Here is a 1,223-nt window from a genome sequence, read left to right on the forward strand (position 1 = left end):
GGAGAGGAGAATGTTCCTGAGCTTGACTTTGCCATGACCAACGTCACGGCAGGAGGACATGGCTACCGTTTCCTCCCTCACGGAACACACTTCACAGGCGAGGGCGCGACTGTCAAGATAAAGTATGACCGCACGAGAATACCAAGCGGCTATACCGAGGACGACATCCGTACCTATTACTACGACCCGGCCGAGAAGCATTGGGTTGCGTTGGAGCGTGTGCGTGTGGACAAGAAGGAAGAGTGTGTCGTTTCAAAGACGACCCACTTCACCGACATGATCAACGGTGTGATACAGGCCCCGGAGTCACCGCAGACCGAAGGCTTTGCCCCGACGATGATGAACGACATCAAGGCGGCAGACCCGACGGCGAAGCTCAATGTCATTGCGCCTCCAAGCGCAAACAACCGTGGCTCTGCCAACCTGCAGTATCCGTTCGAGATGCCGCCAGCACGAAACGGTATGCAGCCAAGCCTTGGCTTGCAGTACAGCAGCGAGGGCGGTAGCGGTTGGCTTGGCGAGGGTTGGAACGTCAGCGTGCCAAGCATTACGCTTGACACCCGGTGGGGCGTGCCTCGTTATGACCAGTCAAAAGAGACGGAGACTTATCTCTTGTCCGGTTCAATGCTCTCCACTATGGATGACAACGGACAGATGGGAGTCGCACACCGTGGCGAGAAGATGAACAGAAAGGCTGACCGCCAGTTCTACACCCGCCAAGGCGGTGATTTCAGCCGTATCATCCGCAAGGGTGACAGTCCTGCCAACTATTATTGGGAGGTTACAGACAAGCAGGGTGTCAAGTACATCTATGGTGGTGACGGAGCTGTTGTAAAGGGCAATGTCACCGATGCTTCGGGCAGTACCCGTGAGGTGATTGCCGAATGGAAGCTGAAACGTGTCGAGGAACTCCACGGTGACTATATAGAATATGTGTATGACATCGTGGATGAGGATGTGCGTGGCGGCTTGAAGGCCAAGGCTGCATATCTGAAGGAGGTTCACGCAGGTAATGCAGGACAGGAACCGCACACCGTTGTACTCTTTGAAGGCAACAAGGTAAAGCAGGTAAAGACCAACAATGCCCGCTATGGATTCCTCGCCTCCTCCAACAAGCTGTTGGAGAAAGTGACCGTGAATTTCCAGGGCGAGACATTGCGCAGCTATGCCTTTGACTACAAGGAAGGTGCATTCCACAAGGAAATGCTCACAGGTGTCAGACA

At 54.4% G+C, this 1,223-nt stretch carries 1 protein-coding gene; it reads left to right on the plus strand.

Going from position 1 to position 1,223, the window contains the following annotated elements:
- The coding region (locus tag DWV53_RS15285) for a SpvB/TcaC N-terminal domain-containing protein (RefSeq protein ID WP_301331700.1) at window positions 1-1,223 on the plus strand (1,223 nt) is incomplete at both ends.

The sequence above is a fragment of the Segatella copri genome (genome assembly GCF_003465495.1).
Classification (GTDB): Bacteria; Bacteroidota; Bacteroidia; order Bacteroidales; family Bacteroidaceae; genus Prevotella; species Prevotella copri_G.